At 40.6% G+C, this 17,357-nt stretch carries 14 protein-coding genes; all 14 read left to right on the top strand.

Going from position 1 to position 17,357, the window contains the following annotated elements; translation table 11 throughout:
* The first annotated feature begins 123 nt into the window (after positions 1–123).
* Positions 124–1,122, top strand: a complete 999-nt coding sequence (locus FGM00_RS05970; RefSeq protein WP_138852019.1) for an SDR family oxidoreductase — start codon at positions 124–126, stop codon at positions 1,120–1,122.
* Positions 1,122–1,670, top strand: coding sequence for a serine O-acetyltransferase (locus FGM00_RS05965; RefSeq protein ID WP_138854643.1), 549 nt, complete (start codon positions 1,122–1,124; stop codon positions 1,668–1,670). Before FGM00_RS05970 ends, FGM00_RS05965 begins: the two co-directional genes overlap by 1 nt.
* 6 nt (positions 1,671–1,676) lie before the next feature.
* Positions 1,677–3,005, top strand: a complete 1,329-nt coding sequence (locus FGM00_RS05960) for a UDP-glucose dehydrogenase family protein (protein ID WP_138852018.1) — start codon at positions 1,677–1,679, stop codon at positions 3,003–3,005.
* A gap of 7 nt (positions 3,006–3,012) precedes the next feature.
* Positions 3,013–4,296, top strand: a complete 1,284-nt coding sequence (locus FGM00_RS05955) for a nucleotide sugar dehydrogenase (RefSeq protein WP_138852017.1) — start codon at positions 3,013–3,015, stop codon at positions 4,294–4,296.
* Between the two features lie 114 nt (positions 4,297–4,410).
* Complete coding sequence (locus FGM00_RS05950; protein ID WP_138852016.1) at positions 4,411–5,940, top strand: lipopolysaccharide biosynthesis protein; 1,530 nt, start codon at positions 4,411–4,413, stop codon at positions 5,938–5,940.
* A 4-nt stretch (positions 5,941–5,944) separates the two neighbouring features.
* Positions 5,945–6,907, top strand: a complete 963-nt coding sequence (locus FGM00_RS05945) for a glycosyltransferase family 2 protein (protein WP_138852015.1) — start codon at positions 5,945–5,947, stop codon at positions 6,905–6,907.
* Positions 6,908–6,978: 71 nt separating this feature from the next.
* Complete coding sequence (locus FGM00_RS05940; RefSeq protein ID WP_138852014.1) at positions 6,979–7,557, top strand: class I SAM-dependent methyltransferase; 579 nt, start codon at positions 6,979–6,981, stop codon at positions 7,555–7,557.
* 120 nt (positions 7,558–7,677) lie between these two features.
* Positions 7,678–8,646, top strand: a complete 969-nt coding sequence (locus tag FGM00_RS05935) for a glycosyltransferase family 2 protein (RefSeq protein ID WP_138852013.1) — start codon at positions 7,678–7,680, stop codon at positions 8,644–8,646.
* Positions 8,647–8,674: 28 nt separating this feature from the next.
* Positions 8,675–9,784, top strand: coding sequence for a glycosyltransferase family 4 protein (locus FGM00_RS05930; RefSeq protein WP_138852012.1), 1,110 nt, complete (start codon positions 8,675–8,677; stop codon positions 9,782–9,784).
* A 65-nt stretch (positions 9,785–9,849) separates the two neighbouring features.
* A complete protein-coding gene (locus tag FGM00_RS05925; protein WP_138852011.1) occupies positions 9,850–10,986 on the top strand; it encodes an O-antigen ligase family protein in 1,137 nt (378 codons plus the stop codon).
* Between the two features lie 179 nt (positions 10,987–11,165).
* On the top strand, positions 11,166–13,016 hold the full coding sequence (gene asnB / locus FGM00_RS05920) for an asparagine synthase (glutamine-hydrolyzing) (protein ID WP_138852010.1): 1,851 nt from the start codon (positions 11,166–11,168) through the stop codon (positions 13,014–13,016).
* A 58-nt stretch (positions 13,017–13,074) separates the two neighbouring features.
* Complete coding sequence (locus FGM00_RS05915; RefSeq protein ID WP_138852009.1) at positions 13,075–14,154, top strand: glycosyltransferase; 1,080 nt, start codon at positions 13,075–13,077, stop codon at positions 14,152–14,154.
* 145 nt (positions 14,155–14,299) lie between these two features.
* Positions 14,300–15,442, top strand: coding sequence for a glycosyltransferase family 1 protein (locus FGM00_RS05910; RefSeq protein WP_175416190.1), 1,143 nt, complete (start codon positions 14,300–14,302; stop codon positions 15,440–15,442).
* Position 15,443: 1 nt separating this feature from the next.
* Positions 15,444–17,348: an asparagine synthase (glutamine-hydrolyzing) gene (asnB, locus tag FGM00_RS05905; protein WP_138852007.1), complete on the top strand. Its 1,905-nt coding sequence runs from the start codon at positions 15,444–15,446 to the stop codon at positions 17,346–17,348.
* Positions 17,349–17,357 lie beyond the last annotated feature (9 nt).

The raw sequence follows: 17,357 nt of genomic DNA, 5'->3' as shown, positions 1-17,357 counted from the left end.
GGGTACAAATGTAGAAAATAGGGTTGGATACCTCCATTTAACGATAAAATTGGATAGTTACGACAAAAATCGTGCATTTTTAAAGTCTTTTACAGACCTTTGCATTCTCTAAAATCTGAATTAATGAATACACCTACAGTAAACCTTAGTTCCGAACACCATATTTTGGTAACCGGTGGCGCTGGTTTCATCGGTTCCAACCTGTGTGAATTTTTACTGGGGAACGGAAATCAGGTAACCTGCCTAGATAACTTTGCTACGGGCAAAAGAGAAAATATCGCACCATTGCTATCCAATAAGCGATTTACGCTAATCGAGGGAGATATTCGAAACCTTGATGATTGCATGAAATCCTGTGAAGGGGTAGATTACGTCTTGCATCAGGCTGCTTTAGGTTCCGTTCCGCGTTCTATAAACGACCCTATTACCAGCAACGCGGTTAACGTATCGGGATTTCTGAACATGCTAACGGCGGCTCGCGATGCTCGAGTTAAGCGATTCATATATGCCGCCAGTTCGTCAACCTATGGCGATTCTGAAAGTATGCCTAAAGTGGAAGACGTTATAGGAAAACCACTATCGCCATATGCCATTACCAAATATGTAAACGAACTTTATGCCGATGTTTTTAGCAAAACATACGGCATAGAGACCATTGGTCTTCGGTATTTCAATGTTTTTGGAAGAAAACAGGATCCAAAAGGGGCCTATGCAGCGGTAATTCCCAAATTCGTGATGCAATTGATGAACCATGAATCTCCGACAATCAATGGCGATGGCACGTATTCAAGGGATTTTACCTATATCGACAATGTTATTCAAATGAACGTTCGTGCCATACTGGCGAACACCCAAGAGGCCGTCAATACGGTTTACAATACGGCCTGTGGAAATCGAACGAGCCTCAACGAACTGGTATCCTATTTAAAGGAATTTTTAGGCGATTTTGATTCCGAAATTAAGAATATTGAAGTCGTCCATGGCGAAAAAAGACTTGGGGATGTACCCCATTCATTAGCTTCGATAGAAAAAGCCAAGAAATTACTGGATTATGAGCCCCGTTTCGATATAAAGGATGGTTTGCGGCACTGTATTGCTTGGTATTGGGAAAACCTAAAATAATGGGTCAATTAATAAAGCATGATTTATATAGGTACGCAGGGGCCACAGGCACCAAAGCTTTCCTAAAATCTTGGTTCGAGCCTGGTTTTAGATATACTTATATTCTTCGCAAAGTAAACTCCTATAAGAGGAACTCCTTTCTGGGAATTATTTATCGTGTGTTCCTCAGAAGATATTCCCATAGGTACGGCATCCAAATCCCACAAGGAATACAAATAGGGAAAGGGTTTTTTATCGGTCACTTCGGGAATATAATTATTAACGAGAATGCGGTTATCGGTGAAAACTGTAACGTAGCGCCAGGAATTACTATCGGTCAAACAAATAGAGGTAAAAAAAAAGGTTGTCCCCAACTAGGGAATTATGTTTGGGTTGGAACCGGTAGTGTTTTAGTAGGCAACATAAAAGTTGGAAACAACGTATTGATAGCCCCACTAAGCTACGTAAATATTGATGTACCGGACAACTCCGTCGTTATTGGAAATCCGTGCAAGATCATACCGAACGAAAACGCCACAACCGATTATATTAATAAAGTTTTAAAATAGCATACAGTGAACTTAACAGTTATAGGAACAGGCTACGTAGGTCTTGTCAGTGGAACATGTTTTGCCGAAATGGGGAATACCGTTACCTGCATCGATGTAGACGAAAAGAAAATCGAAAACCTTAAAAAAGGAATTATCCCCATCTATGAGCCCGGGCTTGAAGCAATGGTTACCCGAAATATCGGGAACAAGACCATTCGTTTTAGTACTAACCTTAGCGACCATCTGGAAAAATGCGATATCGCTTTTATAGCCGTAGGTACCCCCATGGGTGAAGATGGTGCCGCTGATCTTAAATATGTGCTGCAGGTGGCAAAGGAAATTGGGAAACATATGACCCACCCTTTGATAGTTGTAGACAAATCGACCGTTCCCGTTGGCACCGCAGACAAGGTTAGTGCTACAATAAAGTCCGAATTGGATAAAAGAAAGGTCGACTTGGACTTTCATGTAGTCTCCAATCCCGAATTCTTGAAAGAAGGCGATGCGATCAACGATTTTATGAAACCTGATCGAGTGGTCATTGGATCTGATGATGAGGCCACCACCGAAAAAATGCGTTCGCTGTACGCTCCGTTTTTCCGAAGTAGTCTTGATCGCTTGATTACCATGGACGTGCGCTCCGCTGAAATGACCAAATACGTGGCCAACGCCATGCTAGCCACCAAAATTTCGTTTATGAACGAAATAGCCAATATTTGCGAGCTGGTCGGGGCCGACGTGAACAAAGTACGTATTGGTATTGGCTCGGATAGCCGAATCGGATATAGCTTTATATACCCGGGGAGCGGATACGGCGGTTCTTGTTTTCCAAAAGATGTCAAGGCGTTGAAGAAGACCGCCGAGGAACACGGCTACACCGCAAGGTTAATTACTTCTGTAGAAGACGTAAACGATAGTCAAAAACTGGTGATAGCGAACAAGGTAATCGGTCGTTTTGGTGAGGACTTGAGCGGAAAGACATTTGCCGTGTGGGGTCTTGCCTTCAAACCGGAAACCGATGATATGAGAGAAGCACCCGCCATCTATATCATTAAGGAATTAGTCAAAAGAGGAGCGAAAATAAAGGCTTATGACCCTAAAGCTATGGGTGAAGCCCAACATTTTTATCTAAAGGACGTTAAGAATGTAACGTACTTTGATTCAAAATACGAGACACTGCCAAATTCGGATGCGATGATATTGCTTACGGAATGGAAGGAATTCAGGTCCCCGGATTTTGAAGAACTCAAATTAAAGCTAAAACAACCTATCATTTTTGATGGGCGGAACCAATACAACCATTCTTCTCTACTGAAAAATGGTTTCGAATACTACCAAATAGGTAAGAAATAGATATTTTATGAGCAATATTAAGATAGCAGTTATAGGATTAGGGTACGTCGGATTGCCGTTAGCGCGTTTATTCGCCACAAAATATTCGGTTGTCGGATTTGACATCAATTCGGAACGGATAGCTGAACTACGCTCGGGTACGGATAGTACTCTTGAGGTTGAAGACGATGTTTTGAAGGCTGTGTTACAAGATTCGCCTGCCAACGACAAAGGCCTATATTGTTCTAACCAACTCGATGATATTAAAGATTGTAATTATTATGTGGTTACCGTTCCTACTCCTGTCGACAGTACCAATAGGCCAATACTCACTCCTTTGTACAAATCGAGCGAGACCGTAGGTTCCGTTCTTAAAAAAGGTGACATCGTAGTTTATGAATCTACCGTTTATCCCGGTGTAACAGAAGATGAGTGCGTTCCGGTCCTTGAAAGAGTAAGTGGTCTTAAATTCAATGAGGATTTCTTTGTCGGCTACTCTCCCGAACGTATCAATCCGGGCGACAAGGAGCATACGGTCGAAAAAATATTGAAAGTAACCTCAGGTTCGACCCCCGAAATAGGAAAAAAAGTAGATGCTCTTTATGCCTCTGTAATTACTGCTGGTACTCATTTGGCTCCTACGATCAAAGTGGCCGAAGCCGCTAAGGTCATTGAGAATTCGCAAAGGGATATCAATATCGCTTTCGTAAACGAGTTGGCGAAAATATTCAACCTTATGGATATTGACACCCACGATGTATTGAAAGCGGCAGGAACAAAATGGAATTTCCTTCCTTTTAAGCCCGGCTTGGTAGGCGGTCACTGCATTGGTGTTGACCCGTATTATTTGGCGCAAAAAGCACAGCAATATGGTTATCATCCTGAAATTATACTCGCCGGTAGACGCATGAATGACGGTATGGGCAAATACGTAGCTGCCGAAGTGGTCAAACTAATGGTACAGCAAGACATCAAGGTTAAAGGTGCCGATATTCTAGTACTTGGGATAACGTTTAAGGAAAACTGTCCTGATGTTCGAAATACCAAAGCCGTAGATGTTATCAATAATCTAAAAAGCTATGGTGCCCACCTCGACATACTTGACCCTTGGGCCTCCCCTGAAGAAGTGGAGCACGAGTATAAATTGACTACCCAAAAAAGTATACCGAACAAAAAATTCGATGCGGTGGTACTTACCGTGGCACATAAAGAGTTTTTGCAGATGGATTTGAAATCGCTGTTAAAAAAAGACGGTGTATTATACGATGTAAAAGGCATCTTAGCACCAGATCAAGTGCACGCGAGATTGTAAAAAGCGAGCTTAAATCTTCGATTTTGATTGCCCGACACTGTAATTCTCTAATTTTCAGGGTGTGGTCCGCAAGATGTACAAAAGACAAATGATGCCAACCTTATATAGCTTCCTATGTCAAGGGTAAACTATGCACTTAAGAATATCAAGGTAAATTTGATATTTTATCTGCTGTATACCTTTGTGGGGTTTTTCAGTAGAAAAATCTTTTTAGATTACCTGGGTGCGGAATTCTTGGGCGTGGTAGGTACGCTCCAAAGTATTTTAGGCTTTCTAAACTTAGCGGAACTCGGCATTGGCACGGCCATAGGCTTTGCCCTGTATAAGCCATTGCTTGACAATGACAGGGAGCAATTGAACAAAATAGTATCCTTGATGGGATTCCTTTACAAAAGGGTCGCTCTGTTGGTCCTGAGCATCGCCATCATCTACTCTTTTTTTATTGGATACTCCTTTGAGAACACTTCCTTTTCACTCGGATTGATACTTTATTGTTTCTACGCCTTTTTATTTTCCTCCCTACTGGGCTATCTGGTCAATTTTCATCAGACCCTGCTACAGGCCGATCAGAAAGAGTATATCATTACTTCTTACCTGCAGACCTCTAATATCATCAGGCTTATTCTGCAAACGGCCATTGCGTACTACTACGCGAACCTATACCTATGGATTTCCTTGGAACTTGTATTCTCGATTATTTATAGTTTCATCATTCGCTACCGTTTAAAACAGCAGTATCCTTGGCTTGACTTTAATCTAAAGACCACGAAAGAGGTTCTAGCCGATTTTAAGGATATCATTGTGACCATCAAGCGCGTATTCGTACACAAAATATCGGCTTTCGTCACCTATGGTACCGATCAGCTTTTAATTTTCGCGCTGGTAAGTGTTACAAGTGTTGCATTCTACCAGAACTATCTGATAATATTCACCATGTTGCAGAACATAGTGGGTAAAATGTTTTCGGGTCTCAATGCCGGTGTAGGCAATCTAATAGCCGAAAACAATCCAAAACAAATCGGTAAAGTATTCTGGGAGATGATGACGCTGCGCTTTTTTATGGCGGGCTTTACTGCACTTAACCTATATTACCTTATTGATTCTTTTATCGTTATATGGATTGGGGAAAAGTATGTATTGGAACACGATATCATTATTTTAATGGCCATCAACTATTTTGTCCTGGTGGCTAGAATGCCCATCGATACCTTTATACATGCCTACGGTCTTTATAAAGATACTTGGGCTCCGATTGTAGAGATTGTCTTAAATCTGGGCATCTCCATCTTTTGTGGAATGATTTGGGGAATAAAGGGAATTATTTTCGGTACGACCATAAGTGTTACGAGCATTCTCGTCTTCTGGAAACCTTATTATTTGTTCTCCAGCGGGTTTAAAAAAAGCGTTTTGCAAAATTTTTGGGGGTATTTCATAAAACTTCTGCTCGCCATATTGATTCCAGCTTTCGCGGTTAGCTACTTAAAGGATATTATAGTAAGTACTGTCCCGGACACCTATCTTAATTGGTTTCTGTACGCAATACAATTAAACGTTATATTATTAGTTGTACTACTACCGTGTATGTTTTTCTTTGCAAAAGGGTTTAAGGATTTGATTGACAGGGTCGTAAAACGAAAAGGATAAAAGAATGGATTTGGCATCCCCTAAAATATCGGTAGTTATTCCAGTCTACAAGGTAAAAGACACCCTACACCAGTGTGTTGATAGTGTGATCGCGCAAACCTACACCAATCTGGAAATTATTCTTGTAAACGATGGCTCTCCGGACAGTTGCGGTGCCATATGTGACGAGTATGCTAAAAAAGATGACCGCATCAAGGTTATACACCAAGAAAATCAAGGCCTTAGCATGGCCCGAAACAATGGTATTAAGGTAGCTACAGGAACCTATTTTGGTTGTGTTGATAGTGACGACTACATACGCCCGAAAATGTACGAATTACTCCTAAAGGCAATGCTTGCCCACAAACTTCAAGTGGTGGAATGTTCTTTACAGAAAGGAGAGTCAACCTACTTTGAGCAGGAAGACAAAGTAATCGTCGAGCCTCTTGATACGGCATTTGAACGAATCGTTTACCCTGGTTTTTACAATGTCTGGAACAAACTGTACGCCTATGACCTGATAAAGGATATTCAATTCGAAAAGGATAAGATATACGAAGACATACTCTTCCTATCCCAAGTGTACCAAAAAATCGACAAGTTAGGATTTATACCACTGGCGCTTTATTACTATTCCCAAGAAGGCGAAAGTATTATGAGAAGCAATTATGGTCAAAAGAAACTGGATGGCTTTTGGGTCATCAAACGAGCCATGGAGAACTTCTTTAATATAGCAAAGACACCAAGAGCCAAAGAAATCTTGCGAAAAAACTATCTTGGTAATCTGCAATATCATTTCCATTCCCTATTGGAAAATCCGCATCTTGATCCTTCAAAGGATAATTTGAAAAAGATGAGAAGTCTAATCATTGAAAATTCGAAAAAACCTTATTTAAACCCCTATATAAAGCTTATAAACACCTTGCCCTTTTGGGGATATCGAATGTTTTACAAACTGAATAAACAACGACTGAAATTAAGAAATTGAATATTTGGGGATGGCCGAATCAAAGCGCTCGAACAAGGTACCCCTCCATTTGCTAGAAAAATTGAACCATCATGAATATCTTCAAAAAAATCATTTACAAAATCCAGTTTTTGAACAAACGTGCCCAACTGAAAAAATCTTGGGAAAAGTATGGGTTTGATGTATGGCATGTAGAAAATAACATTTACAATAGGCCTTACAAATTTCAACTTGCCAACGAATTGAGCAACCTTGGTCTCGATTCAATTGTCGAAGTAGGATGTGGTTTTGGGGAAATCCTCGTGCATACGAATGTAAAGACCAAAATCGGTTACGATATCGACCCAAAAGTGATTCAGGCGGCGAGCGAGATGTACGATGAAGTGACCTATAAAGTAGGTGGGCTAAACGATATCACCGAAAATTCATTCGAATGCCTTTTATTATTTAATTGGATACACAATATCTCGGAACCCGATCTTGAAGATTCTATACAAAGGCATCAAGGGAAAATGAAGTATTTGGTCGTTGATCAAATCAAACAGGGAACCCCTGGTTATCAATTCTATCACACTTTCAATTTTTTGTTGGAAAATAAATTCTCGCTACTGAAAACAATAAGTGTTGAAAAAGACGTGCGGAATATTTTGATATATAAAAGCAACTTATAAAAGCGTCGTCAAAGCCCGGAAAGTGGAGAATCGAGCATTGAAGTTATTCCACACTTAGCACGTTTGACCAAGACAACCAATTCACATCATTAACTTATTTAGTAAACACTTGAAGTATTAATGAAACGTAACGACAAAATCAGTGTTATCGTACCGGTCTACAAAGCTGAAAAATACTTGCACCGTTGTGTCGATAGTATACTTGACCAGACGTATACCAACTTAGAGGTTATACTTGTAGATGACGGTTCACCCGACCTCTGTCCGCAAATCTGTGACGATTACCTAAAAAAGGATGAGCGCATAAAGGTTTTTCATCAGGAAAATAAAGGAGCCAGTGGCGCACGAAACAATGGTTTAAACAATGCCACTGGCGATTATATTGCTTTTGTGGATAGCGATGATTGGTTAGACCGTGAAATGTATTTCGAAATGATGAAGTTAATGACCACCCATAGTCAGGGAGTTGTTGAATGTAATCTTGTAAATCGTTTTGAGGATACCTACAAAAAGCCCGAACACGACAGAAAAGTAGAAATTCAGGATAGTTTGACCGCGATGACCAGAATTATCGCAAACCAGGATTTTTCTGCCTGCACACGCTTATACAGCAGGGATGTCATCGGCGACCTTCGATTTAAAGAGGGGGTCATGGCCGAAGATGTATACTTTGCCGTTACGTTGATCGATAGCATCGACAGTTTGGTCTTTATATCCGATCCATTTTATAATTACTTTAACTTGGGCGATAGTGTTACCAGGGGGCCGTACAAGCTAAAAAGCCTTGATTCGCTGGAAGCTGCGCGATTTGTCAACGAAAAAATTAATAATGACCCCAAGTATGATTCCCTGAAAAGTATTACGAAGCGCTTTGTTACAGAAATGCTTTTAATGAATTATAAGGGTATTAATCATAACCACAAAGTAGATCCCAAACAGGTACACCGCCAACAAATTAAAAAAGAATTTGCCAAGTATGTAGATGCTGAAAATTCGAGTATATCATTGCGAATTGCTCAATATACGCCGGTTAAATGGTATAACGCTTTGGTAAGAATCAATAGGTGGTTGAAAGGCGGCGCTCATTAGAATAAACCTATAAGATACGCAACGAAATATGGCCAAAAAGACGATTGCATTTGTCACTTATATACTTTTGCACGGTGGTGCAGAAAGGGTTTTGACTACCTTGGCCAATCACCTTTGCAAAAAGTACAATGTGATTATCATTACATTGAAAGACCATCCTTCTTTTTACCCTTTACACCCTGAAATACAACATCTTCACTGCAATCTCTCAGCAGAAAGTTCTTCGTCCGGTCTTAATCGAATACGAGAATACTTCAATACCTTACAAACCTTAAAACAACTTATCAGGGACAATAAGGTAGATTTAGTGGTCAGCTTTATGACCGTGGTCAACATCTTTTCTATTTTGGCCGCCAAGCAAAGTAAATTACCCTGTATCATTAGCGAACGAAATAACCCCGTAGCGAACCCCCCTACCCGGTTTTGGAAAATACTGCGCAACCTAACGTACCGATTTTGTTCCCTTTTAATTGTGCAAACCAAAGCCAACGGTAAGTTCTATAAGGCGTTTACCCCAGCAGAGAAGGTGCATATCGTTCCCAACCCGTTGTCAAAAGAATTGGCAGCGAAGCGAATAGTGCCCCGACCGGAAAAAAAAGAAATCAAAAACATCCTGAGCGTTGGCAGGCTGGATAAGAACAAATCCCAAGATTTGCTGATTAAGGCCTTTTCGAGGGTTGAAAACCAAGGCTGGAAGGTCATCATAGTCGGCGAAGGAGACGAAGAGGCAAACTATAGAAATTTGGCTAAGGAATTGGCTATCGAGACCCAAATCGAGCTGGTCGGAAGCCAGCAAAAAATTTGGGATTTTTACAACCATGCCGATATCTTCGCCTTTACCTCAAAATCGGAAGGATTTCCGAACGCTCTGATAGAAGCACTGTATTTTGGGGTGCCTAGCGTTTCAACAGATTGTCCCCACGGTCCATCCGAGTTGATAGCACACGGCGAAAATGGCTTTTTGATACCCGTCGGGTCGCAAAATAAACTGGAGTACTATCTAGAGAAAATGATGAAAAGCGAAGAATTGCGAACATCATTAAGCGAAAAGGCGTTGGCATCGTCGAAGGCGTATGAGGCGGACGAGATAATGAATATTTGGGAAACCCATATCACAGAATTGCTATCGGATCGTTAAAAAGATATCTTTACGCCCTGTTTTTCACCTATAACATGAATCCCGAAGATAGTTGATTTCAAAAAATGAAAGTTTTAAAATACGCCATCTTAACGTTAACCTTCCTCAATATCCCGACGGCATTCTTTTTTGGGGGAAATCAGGCTATTGGTAGTGTGCTGAGTTATCTCACCTATGGTCTCCTGCTCGTTTTCCTCATCGTTCACAAAGGGGGCAAACCGAATGTGTGGCTACTACTACTCGGGCTTAGCTATTTCTTGATCAGCGGCGTAAATCTTTATTCAGGAATAGAGAGTGATTTCTTTATCACCCTGATAAAATATCTCATTGCCATATTTGCCGGCAGTGTCTTTGTAAAACACATCAAAATTAACGAACTGTTATTCTTTTTAATTATCGGAACCCTATCCATTATTGTGGAGGCCGCCTTTTTCTCCACAAGTTATGGAAGATACGGGGGACTTTATATCAATGCCAATCTTGGAGGTTTTGTTGCGATTTTGGCCTATACTCTTACTTTTAATGTCAAGAAATTTTACATCAGAACACTTTTCCAGGTAGTGATTACCATTTGCGGTATTATCACCTTTTCAAGAACCTTTTTGATTATTTGGGTGCTAATCAATCTGATCTCTATGCGAATAAGCGTTAAAAATGTTAGAATTTTGGCCGCGGGGTTCGGTTTGCTCGTTTTACTACCCATTTTTGGTTCGTTGTTCAAATTAAATACGACACGTCTCAATTTGTTCACGGCAGTGGTCAACCAAGAACAGGGATCACTACAAAATGCGAACGAGGCTTCCAGGACCGAAACATGGGCGATTTACTATCCGTACATAGCGGATAAACCCTTTTTTGGAAACGGGTATAATTCTTTTCAAAGTACCGGGTTCAGTCCTGTAAGCGTGCACAATGCCTACCTCCTCATTCTGGGGGAAGCTGGTCTATTTCCCTTCGTAGTCTTTTTGACAATGAATATCTATTTTCTAGTTATGGGAGTAAAACTGTTCAAGCAGAAACCCTTTCTTATTATGCAGGGTATCGCTTTTGCCCTGTTTATGCTAACCTTTCATAATTTTTTCACCATGGATTTTATGATACTGCTCGCACTATGGATATTTCATCAAATACGCCTGGCAAAGGAGCTCAAAGCGGAACAATTGGATGATATCCCCCAGCGAGAGTTTTTAATCGAAAATTAAGTGATTACGCACTTGTTGCAAATAATTTATTCAGGACGATCTACATACTATTTTAAGTTAAAAAGAGTTTAGATTAAGGATATGATCTTCCGCTTTTTTGGCAATGAAATCCACAACATGTTTTGCATAATCAACCGTGCTCATCGACCTCAAAATAATCAATAAAATTTAGCCATCAAATGTGCGGAATCTACGGAACAACGATTAAATATAACGATAAGCAAGTTGAAGAAAAACTGAAAAGCACGAATTTCAGGGGTCCCGACCAACTCGCATGGAAAGCTGTTCCGGTAGCCAATGGCCAAGTAACCCTAGGCCACAACAGACTTGCCATAATCGATTTAGACCCAAGGTCCAATCAACCTTTTTCCTATGAAAATAAGGTGGAAATCGTCTTCAATGGCGAAATCTATAATTACAAAGAACTTCGAGCTTCACTACAAAGTGAGGGATATGTTTTTAAAACGTCCAGTGATACGGAGGTCATCTGTGCGGCTTACCTTCACTATGGGAATGACTGCCTTAACCACTTTAACGGAATGTTCGCCTTCGTAATAGTTGACCTGGAAAAACAAGTTCTTTTTGGTTCCAGGGATCGTTTAGGACAAAAACCTTTCTACTATTATCACAGTGGCACCGATTTTGAATTTGCGAGCCAACTATCGCCCATTAAACTGTATAATCCCAATCTGAGCATATCGAAAAAAGCCATACTCGAATACCTTAAATGGGGAAACATACCCGATCCCATCTGTATATTCAACGAGATAACCAAATTAAGGGCAGGGCACTACTTCGAGTTCGATATCAAGACAGGCAAGTTGCAGGATACGAAATATTGGGATATCGAAACCAACGTCAGCAGTCCGTTTCTCGGAAGTTACGAAGAGGCCTCCGAGGAATTGAACAGCATACTTAAAGATGCTGTCGATTTGAGAATGTATGCCGAAGTGCCCGTAGGAGTGTTTCTTTCAGGTGGCGTAGACTCCTCGCTAATTGCCGCTACGGCTGTAGCCGGAGCTTCGAATTCGGTAAAGACATTTTCTATAAAGTTCAATGAGAAAAGATTCGATGAAAGCGGCTTTGCCCAACAGGTAGCCGATCATTTGAAAACCGACCACCACGTTATCGAATGCGATTACAGGGAAAGTCTAAGCCTCATCGATAACTTTACCGATTATTTTGATGAGCCGTTTGGCGATTCTTCGGCGATACCCCAAATGTTACTGGCCAAACATACCAGAAAAAAAGTCACCGTAGCCCTTTCCGGCGATGCGGGAGACGAAATTTTCCTTGGTTATGAAAGATATACCCACCTTAAAGACCGACGGGCTATCTTTTCAATTCCCTACCCCATGAGGAAAGCTATGGCCGGGATTTTGAAAACGCTTCCCAATCAACGGGCGAAAACGATAGCAAAAGGCTTTGGGTTTAAAACAATCGAACACTTTTATGTTGGCCTACTTACCGATATCGACCTTTCTTGGATCGACCACGATTGGTCGGATGAACCGATTATCGATAAGGAGTATCTTTTTCATAACGATAAAAACCTGTATGAACGCATATCGGACTATGACCTAAAAACCTACCTGAACTCCGAAATCAATACAAAAGTAGATCGGGCTTCCATGGCATTTTCCCTAGAAGCAAGGTCGCCCTTAATGGATTATAGGATAGTGGAATTTGCCAATAAACTACCTACCGATTTCAAATTTCAGAACGATACGAAGAAAAGAATCCTAAAGGATATACTATATACCTACGTGCCAAAAAAAATATTCGATAGGCCAAAGGCAGGTTTTACCGTACCCTTTCAAGAATGGTTCCGAGGTGAATTAAAAGAATTGGTCTTATCTGAACTGGATAATGATGGCCTTTCAAGTATTCCCGGTTTACATGTGGATAAAGTAGCTCATAAAATCAAGCAGCACATGAACGGAAGCTGGAACAATTATCCTCTAATATGGAATTTATTGGTGCTCAAACAGTGGCTAAATAAGTACGCGGTAGGACTACCGACCAAATAAACGAATTATAAACGAACGGCAGAAGACCAATAAATTTGGTCATACAGGCATCAATACCATGAACACACAAAGAAAAAAAGTGATATTTATATTGCCCACCCTATTGGCCGGAGGAGCCGAAAGGGTAGTGTCGTTCATCGCCCAAAATATAAATGCCGAAAAATTCGAGGTATGCTTACTGATCGTAGGCTTCGAGAGCGATAGTGCTTACGCGGTAAACGGTGTCAGGAAGATTTTTCTCGAACAGAAAAGGGTACTCTATGCCATACCCAAACTAATAAAGGTTCTTAAAAAGGAGCGGCCGGATTTGGCATTCAGTTCTATCGCGCACATGAACGTTGCCATGGGGCTCGCCTCGCTTTTTCTTCCTAAGATAAAATTTATCGGCAGACAGGCCAGTGTAGGTAAAATTACGGCTTCGGTTGAAAATGATACCCAAGGCTGGTTTGGCAGAAATCTAACAAATTACGGCCTTAGAAAGTTAGATACGATTGTTTGTCAGTCAGAGGATATGTTGAACGACTTGCTGGAAAATCACCGGTTGGATAAAGCAAAGACAGTAATCATACACAATCCGATAACCCAATTTCCCGAAAATTGTAAAAAAATCGGAAGTCCAGGAAAAACCAAAACCTTTATTACCGTAGGACGATTGACAGAAATTAAGGGATACCTGAGAATACTTGACGCTTTAGGTAAACTAACATTTGATTTCCGCTATATCATAATCGGCGATGGTCCTCAAAAGGATATCATTATGAATAAGATTAAAACGCTCGATCTTGTTGAAAAGGTAGAGTATATTTCGTTTACGAACGAAGTGCATAAATACCTCTTAAATGCCGACTTTTTTTTACAGGGTTCATATGCAGAAGGCTTCCCGAATGCCGTATTGGAGAGTTGTAGCGTGGGTACCACTGTAATTGCTTTTGCATGTCCGGGTGGAACACGGGAAATCATTACGCATGGTGAAAATGGATATCTTGCAAAAGATGAGAAGGAGTTTTTAAAATACCTTGATGCTGCCGTGCAATTTGACCCGATCAAAGTGCGCGAATCGGTTTACAAGAAGTTCAATCAAAATAAAATAATATCGGAATATGAAGAATTGTTCATGAAACTGACTACCGGCACCTAAAGTGTGAAGTAGCTTTTTCGAAAACCTTGGGCAGTGCAATAGCATTGGCCCAAATCAGACTCTTCAAAGCGTAATATCAATTAGAAAAGAATGTTGAAACACTATTTCTGACTAGCGTCAACACAAACAAGCCATTGTAGAAAATATGCCTCAAATTAGAGTTTTACAGGTATTAACATCGATGAATAGAGGTGGTGCGGAAACGATGATCATGAACTATTATCGAAATATAGACCGGACACAGGTGCAGTTCGATTTTCTGCTGCACCGAAGTGAGGAAGGCGCATTCGATAAAGAAATTTTGGCCATGGGCGGAAAAATTTTTCACATGCCCCCTATCCATCCCAAGAACTACTTTGCGTACAAGAAAAAACTCAAGGCGTTTTTTGCGGCGCACAAAGAGTATAATATTGTACATTCCCATTTGAACGCCTTGAGTTTTATGGTGCTCTCCGCTGCCAGAGAGAACGGGGTCGACACCAGAATAGCACATAGTCATATTGCAATTGAATCGATTTCCATCTCTGATTTCTTCGATAAGAATTCCGAAAACAAAACTTTGGTAAAAGATTTGATTTTTTCCAGGTTAAAGCATAAGGTAGCAAAACAGGCCACCCATTTTTTTGCATGCGGCATAAAAGCCGGCAATTGGCTTTTCGGAAAGAAAAATAACTCAAGGTACAAGGTCGTTAATAACGCGATCGATACATCTAAGTTCAAGCATTCGGAAATCGAATCCCAAGCTTTCCGGGAAACCGAAGGCCTGGTGGGAAAAAAGATCATTGGGCATATCGGTCGATTCGACAATCAGAAAAATCATCTATTCTTAATTGATATTTTTTCTGAATTAAGCAAACTCAACGATGATGTAGTGCTTTGTTTGGTAGGCCAGGGGGATTTAGAGCCAAAGATCAAAGAAAAGGTAGCTAGTCTTTCCTTAAACGATAAAGTTCTCTTTCTAGGCGTTCGTTCCGACATACCCAAAATCATTAATGCCTTTGATCTCTTTTTATTCCCTTCATTCTATGAAGGTTTGCCTCTAACGCTTATTGAAGCACAAACGGCCGGTATTCCGATAATGGCCTCCGATACCATCTCAAGAGAGGTTGAAGTTACCGATTTGATAACCTTTCTATCCCTTGAAAAAACAGCCGAGGAGTGGGCAAAAATTACCGACGAAGCACTCACGAACCCGAAAAGGGATACGATTGCCGAGATAAAAAAATCCGGCTACGATATTGTTGAAAATGCCAGAGAATTACAGGACTTTTACCTAAATGTAAATTAGAATGTGCGGAATAAATGGTTTTATAAAAAAACAGAATGTCGATCTTGCTACAATTGAGAAACAATTGCATGCAATGAACGACAGTATCGTTCACCGAGGACCGGACGACGATGGAACTTTTTTCGACATTCAAGATAATATGGCAATCGCCATGGGCATGAGAAGGTTGTCCATAATCGATTTAGCGTCGGGTAAACAACCCATAAGTTCTGATGACGGGCAGCTGACTATCGTTTTTAATGGTGAAATCTACAACTATCAAATACTAAGACAGGAATTAATCGAAAAAGGCGTGCCCTTTCAAACGCACAGCGACACAGAGGTAATTTTAAAGCTGTATGAAAAGTATGGTGAAGATTCCTTTACAAGATTAGATGGTATGTTCGCCTTTAGTATTCATGATAAAAAAAAGAACAAAATTCTTATCGCTAGGGACTTTTTCGGTGAAAAACCACTCTACTATACCGATACCGACAAACAGTTTATCTGGGCATCGGAATTAAAATCGATCGTAAACGACCTTGACCACCGGCCGGAAATCTCCAGAACGGGCCTCAACCACTTTTTTAGACTTTCTTATATTCCCGCCCCCCACTCCATTTACAAAGACATCAAAAAATTGGAGGCGAACCATTACATTGCGTATGACCTTGCTACCCTCAAATTCGAAATCAAGGAAATTGCCTTTGAAGTGGACTATGCTCCCAAAAAAATATCATGGAATAGCGCAAAAGACAAAACAAGGCAATTGGTGCAGGAAAGTGTTCAAAGCAGGTCTATATCGGATGTGCCCTTGGGAACATTTTTGTCCGGTGGAGTTGATTCTTCCATCGTTTCACTGGCCCTATCACAAATGAAAGAAACAAAAATTGAAACTTTTTCCATTGGGTTTGAAAAAGCTTCTTTCGATGAAACGGATAAATCGAGACTGGTGGCAAAACTAATCGATAGTAAGCATCATGAATTTGTAATCGGCGAAGACGACTTAAGCGAGAATATTCATGAGATTATTTTGAATTTTGACGAACCGTTTTCCGACGCCGCCGCATTACCTACCTATCTGGTATCCAAAAAAACAAGGGATTATGTGAAAGTAGCCTTAACGGGCGATGGAGGTGACGAGGTTTTTGGAGGGTACAATAAATATTACGTGGGTAAACTCAACACGAAATATACCAACCTAGTACCAAAATCGATGCATGGCTTTCTCCAAAATGTTTCGGGCAGTATCCTCTCTACAAAAGACGACAAACGGGGTAAGCGCTTCAAAATAAAGAAAATGCTCAACAGTATAGACTACGACGGGCAGTACTACTGGGACATTATTTCTCTGGCCAACACCAAGGAACAATTGACCAAACTATTAAAAACGGACTTTTTGGAGAGTGACTTATTTCAAGAATACAAAGATAAAATCAGTATTTCGAAACCGGGCTCTTTGCACGAATACAGACAAGTAGATCAGGTTCTAAGTTTAGAAGGCGGAATGTTGCCGAAAGTAGACCGAACCAGTATGTTGAACTCCTTGGAATGCCGAGCCCCATTCCTGAATAAGCAGATTTGGCGTTTTACCGCTCAATTACCTGACAACTATTTAATGAAAGGGTGGAATAAAAAATACATCCTAAAAGAAGCGTTCAAAAAAGATTTTCCGGACGAATTCTTAGAAAAAAGCAAGCAAGGTTTTAATATTCCCGTGGGAGATTGGCTAAGGTCTTCTTTAAGAGCAGAACTAGAATCGTTCATTGATGTTGCTTTTTTAGAATCCCAAAACATTTTCAATGTTGAAAACTGTCTGGCCTTGGTAAAAGACCATTTATCCAACAAAAGGGACAGCACCTATTCCGTATGGGCATTTTACTGCTTTCAAAAATGGTATAGACACACCTATTTGTCCTTAACTTAGCGATTTTCG

Origin of the sequence: Aggregatimonas sangjinii, assembly GCF_005943945.1 — a bacterium.
Classification (GTDB): domain Bacteria; phylum Bacteroidota; class Bacteroidia; order Flavobacteriales; family Flavobacteriaceae; genus Pelagihabitans; species Pelagihabitans sangjinii.
Note: the sequence above shows the minus strand (reverse complement) of the source record. Positions and strands in the feature narration are given on the sequence as shown.